The organism is Kitasatospora cheerisanensis KCTC 2395, from assembly GCF_000696185.1.
Taxonomy (GTDB): Bacteria; Actinomycetota; Actinomycetes; order Streptomycetales; family Streptomycetaceae; genus Kitasatospora; species Kitasatospora cheerisanensis.
In genome coordinates this window covers 1-6,182 of record NZ_KK854000.1, presented here as the reverse complement: position 1 = coordinate 6,182, position 6,182 = coordinate 1, and the positions used below count along the sequence as shown (strand labels likewise).

Genomic DNA, 6,182 nt, shown 5'->3' with positions numbered 1-6,182 from the left:
TTCTGGGGAGTCGGTCAGGGAAGACTGTGCCAGGAAGGCATCAGCATCGCCCTTCCGAAGAAATTTGGAAACTGAATGCGACGATATCCGTCAGAAGGTCCCGAAATGCTGCCCGGCCCCAATTCCGCGTCGAAGCGCCTGCCGGTCGTGGACAGCCAGAGGATCTCCAACTCCGGGTTGGACAGGGTTGACGCGATGAGACGACTGGCGTCGGAACTCAGCGCTGCGGCCTCCCAGGGGCCTCCGTCGCTCCAGGCGGGTAGTGACGAAGTCCAGGGCTGCGGTCCGATCGGCCGGGCCGAAAGCGCCATTGATCTTCATTCCGAGCCCGGAGATTCCGAAGTCTCCGTCAGCTCCCATTGGTTCCATTTCTTGTGTTGCCTTCGGCTGGTTACTCGGGATAAGACGTGTAGACGATGAAGTTGTCCGGGTGGCCTGCCACGTACTTGAGGAAGACGCGGACCTTCCTGCCGGTGGGAAGTCTTCGTCAACGGATTGGCGGGAAGCGGCTTCCCGCTGAGTTCATATTTGTATGCCAGGTCGCCCGGGATGACGTCCGTCGAATTTCCCAGGGTACCTCTTTGAGGTCGTCACCCGGGGATGAATTATCCGTCCGTCCCGCGATCCTTTTCCGCTGCACGCGATCCAGTTCTGCAGGACACGCTCGTTGGCGGTACCTTACGCCACCTTCTTCGACCGCGTGGGCGACAGCCTTCTGAGCGGTCGCGGCGTCGACCCAGACCGTGACGAGGCCCTTTCCTTCACCCGCGTCCAGCAGTTTCTGTCCGCTCAGGTCGATGTGGTCCGCGACGGTGTGCCCACCCCTCCTGGGCGAACTTGACGTCGTCCTCGATGAAGTTGATGCAGTTGTGGACAAGGATGTCCGGCGGAGTCGGCACCCGCTGCTCCGGCGAAGAAGGTGTGGGTACCGTCGACCGTCAGTCGGTACACCATGACGTCCGGCGCTGCCGGCGGTCGAGCGCAGTGATGCTCCGCAGTGAGCCGTCGGCGGAGTGCACACGATTACCCGGCCGCAGGCCCGCCACGGTCGTCCAGCCGCCGCCTTCAACAAAGACGCGGTGTCCCTCGGTGGAAGTGAAGACCCCACCGCCTTCCACGCTGACCTCGGTCAGTCGGCCGGTGGTGTGGGAGTAGGTCGCTGTGACGGTCTGTACCTGAGGAGAAGCGCCCGGGACTCCGGCGAGCACACGGTCGCCGATTCGGACCTGCTCAATCGGGCGGTGGGAGCCGTCGGCCAGGGACGGGCGCGTTCCGGCGGGGAAGCTGTTTTCCTCGCACCGCTCGGCCCACCTCGCGGCGGCTGCCTCGTTCTCCGCCTGCCTGAGCAACTGCGGGTCCATGCCCTGGACCTTGCGAAGCGCAGAAAGCGCTCGTCGACGCTCATGCCGTTCTTCAGGTTGAGGCGGAGGTGGACAGGGCGTCCGCGCTGGTCAGGAGCCAGCCTGCCGATGGTGGCGTCCTTGAAACCGTCGAGGCTGACCTGTAGGGCGAGTTTGGCCTCCTCGATCGTCATGCCGCCGACCTCGATCGCGTAGCGGAAGGCGACTACGCCCTTGGCGGCTTTCGGCCAGGGTTCCGAAGGGGATGAAGTTGGACGCTGCCCAGGCGCAGGAGGAGTTGAGGCCGGGGTTCTTGAAGCAGTCGATGAAGTCGCCCCAGGAAGGATGTGGGCGGCCGATCGTCGAACTCTCTCGATCGTCTGGCAGGTCCGCCACCAGGGTTCGAGTAGCACTTTGTACCGCGTCAGGTACTCGCTGTACGGCATGTCGATGCGGCTCTCGACCTGAACGTGGTCGAGCGTCCTGCTGTCGAGGGGGGACGGAATCCACTCCGTGTACTTGCCGTGGCACGCGGCGATGCTCAGCCCCGGTTCGGGACAGGTCCTCAGGATGTAGTCGACCTGGCCGGGTCACCCTTGACGTTGACCGGGGATGGTGCAGACGTCTTCCCCCGCTGGGCCGCGGTGCCAGTTGGCCTTGCTGGCCCAGCTGCTGAGGAGGTCGGCGGCGTTGATGCAGGCCAGCAGGCCGTCGGCGTACTTCTTGTCGTTGACGACCCTCCTGCTTCAGCTCTCCCGTTGGGAACCCACAATCGATGTAGGACACCCGACCGAGGTTCGTCGACGACGACCGCGGTCTCGGACTCCATCTGGCCGGCGGCGTTGCCGTCCTGCATCTTCTGGTAGGCCGATCTTGAACGCCTCGACCCGCGGCCTGGTGGGCTTCGGCGGCGCTGGCCTGGGCCGCGAGCTTGGAAGCGAGTGCGTCGTCAGCAGCCCTCTTCGCGTCCGTGGCGAACTGACGGGCCTGCGCTGCGGAGCGGCGGCCGCGGTGGCGGAGTGGTCGGGCGCTGCGGGCGGCAGCGTCGGCGCTGGCGGCGGAGTTGCGGGCCTGGGCGGCGTAGGCGGCGGCCTGGTCGGCGCTGGCCTTCCGCTTGGCGGGCGGATTCGGCTGCTTGGCTGCCCAGTTGGCGGCCTCGGTGGCGGAGGCCTGTGCCTGGCCGGCGTAGGTGGCGGCTTCGGTTGGCGGCGCCGCGGGCGGTGGCGTAGCCTGGGCGGCCTGGCCGCGTACTGGCGGGCGAGGGCGGGTGTTGCCGTCGATGGCCTGGAGGTAGGAGGAGAGATGGTGGCGACGTGGGCCGCGGTGACGGCGTCGCGCTGCTGGGCCTTGGGGCAGGCCGATCTTCAGGAAGGGTTCGAGGCCGGAGGTGGGCCCGGACATGGCGGCCTGGGCCGCTGCCTTGACCTCGGGTCCGCCGGCGGAGAATGGCCTGGGAGACCAGGAGGCGGTTGTCGTCGTCGCGGGGCGGCGTACTGGCCGGTGGCGAGGAACGCGCGGACGTCGTCGATGGTGCCGTCGAGCGCCTTGCCGGCGGCTTCCCGCACCCCGCGGGCCGCCGGAGGACATGATCTTCGACAGGGCGAGCCGGTCGTCGTCGTCCTTGCCCGGGTAGGCGCCGGTGGCGAGGAACGCCCCACCTCCTGGAGGGGTCCCGACCGAGGCCGCCTCCGCGGCCAGTCGCTGCTCCCAGCTTGGTGGAGGCGGCGACCTTCGCAAGGACGCTGGTGCGGTCGTCGTGTTCTCCGGGCCAGTGCCAAGTCGGTGCTCAGGAACGCGAGGACGTCCGCGTCGTGGCCCCCACCGCGGTCTGTGCCGCGACCTGGACCCACGGCCGCCGGCACTCAGCAGGCGGGTCGCGGCCAGGCGCCCTTGGCGACCGCTACCGACGGGTCGACGCCGGCGGCCGTGGCCTCGGCCAGCAGACGCTCGGTGTCGGCGGCCAACTCGGTGGCCTTGGCCCGACTCCCACGCGGCCTTCTTCGCCTTCGGCCGCCTCCTCGAAGTACGCCTGCCTCGGCAGCAGCGACCTCGACAGCCTGCTGCGGCCGCCAGACGCTCCGCGTCCGAGGCGCGCGCAAGATCGGCGATCTTGTGCGCCTGGGTCGCGGCGGCTGCCGCCTCGTCGGCGGCCTGCTGCGCCGCAGTGGCGGCGGCCTGGCGGTGGCGGCTGCAGTGGCGGCTTCGCCGGCGTGGTCCCCCGCCTGTTGGGCAGCCTGGGCTGCCGCAGACGCGTGAGTGGCAGAGGATGGCGGCGCGCTGGGCCTCGGCCGATGCCGCCCGGCCTCGGCCGCGATCTTCTGGACGGCGGCGCAGGCCCTACTGGCCTCGCCCGCAGCCTTCTTGCACGGTCCGCGGCGGCCTGGCACGGTCGCGGGCCTCTTCCGAGACACCGGCCTGGTCGGCTGCCTCCAGCGCGGCGGCGGCGGCCGCGTCCAGTTGGTGGCCGCTTCCTTCGCCGAGGCCGGCCGCGTTGTCGCCTGCTTCGACGCCTGGAAGGCCCACTGGGCGCGCTCCGCCGATGGTCTGTGCTTCACCGGCGGCTTCTTCGCGCGATCGCCGCGTTCTTGGCCTTGTCCGCGTCAGCGGCGTTGCCGGCGGCCCTGGCAGCGGCGTCCTGGGCCTGGGCTGCCGCATTGCCGGCGGCCGCCGAAGCGCGGCGCGTCGCGGCGGCGTCGGCGGCCTGCCGGGAGGCTCGTTGGCCTGGCGGCGGCCTCGGAGGCGGTCCTGCGGCCTTCGCGGGCCCGCTCGGCCGCGTCGGCGGCCTTCCGCAGCGGCGTTGGAGGCCTTCTCGCGTCGCCCTGTGCCGCCTTGGTCTCCGCTGCGGCCTTCTCGGCGGCTTGCTTGGCCAGGGCGCTCGCGGCCAGTGCCTTGGCGGCGGCGTCCTCGGCCTGCCGGCCTGCTCGCCGGCCTGGTCGACGGCGTTGCTCGTCAGGTCGGCGAGCTGGGAGGATCGTCAGGGTTTCCTGGTCGTGCGCGGCGGGCGGTCTGGTAGCCGTAGCGAGGAGGAACTCCCCGGACGTCGTCGATGTGGCCCGTCCAGCGCCAGCCCCGCGGCCTTCTTCACCTCCCGTGCTGCCGGAGGACATCAGCTGCGACAGCTTCAGGGCGCGTCGTCCGTCCTCTCGCGCGCCCGGTACTCTCGCGGTGGCGGACGGAAGGCGTTGACGTCGTCGATGGTGCCCGTCCCAGCGCAGAGCCCGCGGCCCTTGCGCCACCCGCCGGGCCCGCCGGACGACATGAATCTGGGACAGCTTTCAGCCGCTGGTCGTCCCTCGGAAACGCGGAACGCTTTGTAAAGCCGTTGTCAGACGAAACGCCCTGGACGTCGCCGCGCTGCCGGCGAGGGCTTCAGGCGCTCGGCCGCGCGCACCCACGGTGCCGGAGGTCGCGATGACCCCTCCTCCACCGCGGGTGCGCAGGTCGGTCTACAAGAGACAAAAAGAGAGAACGGTCCGCAAGAAAGACAGGACGACAGAGAGCCACAGTCGCTCGTCGGAGCCCGGCCCGCAAACGCGGTTCTCGTCGGCCTGCCTGAACAGGCCTGGCGAGCCGTCCTTACCCGCCGCCGATCAGCCGCCGACCCGTCGGGAACGGGGGCGAGTCGGCGGCTCCCCGGCGGCGAAGGCGGGCGTGGCGAGCAGGCGGCGAGCAGGCCGCCGACGCGACACCGACGGTGCACCGGCCGCAGTCGTACCATTTGCCTACTGGGAGTTCTCATCGAAAGGTCTGTGATCCCCCTCAGGCTGGTGGTGAGACCCGCCGGAGAGCCGGCAGGGCGCGGTGCGCCCGGCGCGGGCACCGCGACGGGGCCGTGTGGCGTTGCCGGGCTCTTTCGAAGGCCCGGGCATCTGCGACCAGTGCGGATGCCCCGGGCGGAGCCAAGTGCTCGGAGTACCAGGGGGTCGGGGCAGCAGGGACCGGAGCCTCCGCGGGGTCAAGGCCTTGCAGGACACGAGCTCGAACTTCTCGTTCTGGTCCGCTCCTTGCAGTCGAACAGGATGATCGGTTGCGTTTGTCCATGACATGCGCCGGAGTTCCATCCGTCCTTCGAGCTGCGCGGCTGGCCGGCGCGGCCGGCCGAGCCTCGGGACCACCGGCGGGCCGCTGCCCGACTGGTGGCCGAGCGCGCCCGCCGGCTCGGCCGGCACGCGCCCTACGCGACCAATTCGGTGCATCCCTGACCGGTCGGCTCACCTCCCGGACCTGCCGGCGCGGTGCTTCCGCCGAGGAACCGTACTGCGGGTGCTGCCCAACGCTGTCCGTGCGCGCACCGTCGCGGTGGCCACGACCCGTCCGTGCAGCCACTGAAAACTGCCGCTGGCCACCGCGACCCTGGGGCAGCGCAAACGCCGCACCCAATCAAGCCGGGCACGCTCACCGACGGGCCGCCGGGCAGCTCCTGCTCCAGGCCGTCCTGGAGCGCGAACCCCGCTCGCCGCCCGGATCCTGCACGCCGACGAGCAGTGCCACGCGCAGGCCGCCGGCGAGGAACTGCTCGCCGTCCTGCTGCGCCGCTACCCGGCCGGCCTGGACGAGGCCGTGACGGTGCCGCTGGCCGCGCTGCTGGCGCCCGCGCCGGGCGGCCGGCTGGTGGTCGACCACCTCGCGGACCGCTTCCACGGCGGCTCGGTGCTCGACCTGTACCGCGAGCTGGTGGAACTGCTGCTGGACTGGCAGACCACGCTGTTCGGGTACGGCATCGCGCTGGAGTCGCACCAGCAGAACACCTCGCTGGTGCTGGACACCGTCGAGGGCCGGACCAGGCTGCGGCTGCTCTACAAGGACAACGACGGCCCCCGGATCAACACCGCCCGGCTCGGT

General features: G+C 70.4%; 3 protein-coding genes and 1 pseudogene. 1 reads left to right on the top strand and 3 read right to left on the bottom strand.

Annotated elements, in window-relative coordinates:
- Positions 1–938: 938 nt before the first annotated feature.
- From KCH_RS36500 to KCH_RS47580, 3 genes and pseudogenes are all read right to left on the bottom strand, one after another.
- The gene (locus KCH_RS36500; protein WP_035876158.1) at positions 939–1,361 is read right to left on the bottom strand and encodes a Hint domain-containing protein; all 423 of its coding nucleotides are present in this window, start codon (positions 1,359–1,361) and stop codon (positions 939–941) included.
- A gap of 90 nt (positions 1,362–1,451) precedes the next feature.
- Positions 1,452–2,927 (bottom strand): ALF repeat-containing protein, encoded by a 1,476-nt coding sequence (locus KCH_RS47585; protein WP_157032510.1) that lies wholly within the window; start codon positions 2,925–2,927, stop codon positions 1,452–1,454.
- Positions 2,837–3,190: pseudogene (locus KCH_RS47580) on the bottom strand (ALF repeat-containing protein); the annotation flags it as partial. The gene KCH_RS47585 and the pseudogene KCH_RS47580, both read right to left, overlap by 91 nt.
- A gap of 2,710 nt (positions 3,191–5,900) precedes the next feature.
- On the opposite strand from KCH_RS47580, the gene KCH_RS46945 reads away from it, so the two are divergent.
- Positions 5,901–6,182 (top strand): IucA/IucC family C-terminal-domain containing protein (locus tag KCH_RS46945; RefSeq protein WP_341865505.1); only part of this gene is annotated, 282 nt, incomplete at its 3' end.

What these genes read in the sequence shown, in the direction of transcription:
- KCH_RS36500 (WP_035876158.1), bottom strand. Translation starts at nt 1,361, where the DNA reads ATGGACCCGCAGTTGCTCAGGCAGGCGGAGAACGAGGCAGCCGCCGCG.
- KCH_RS47585 (WP_157032510.1), bottom strand. Translation starts at nt 2,927, where the DNA reads ATGTCCTCCGGCGGCCCGCGGGGTGCGGGAAGCCGCCGGCAAGGCGCT.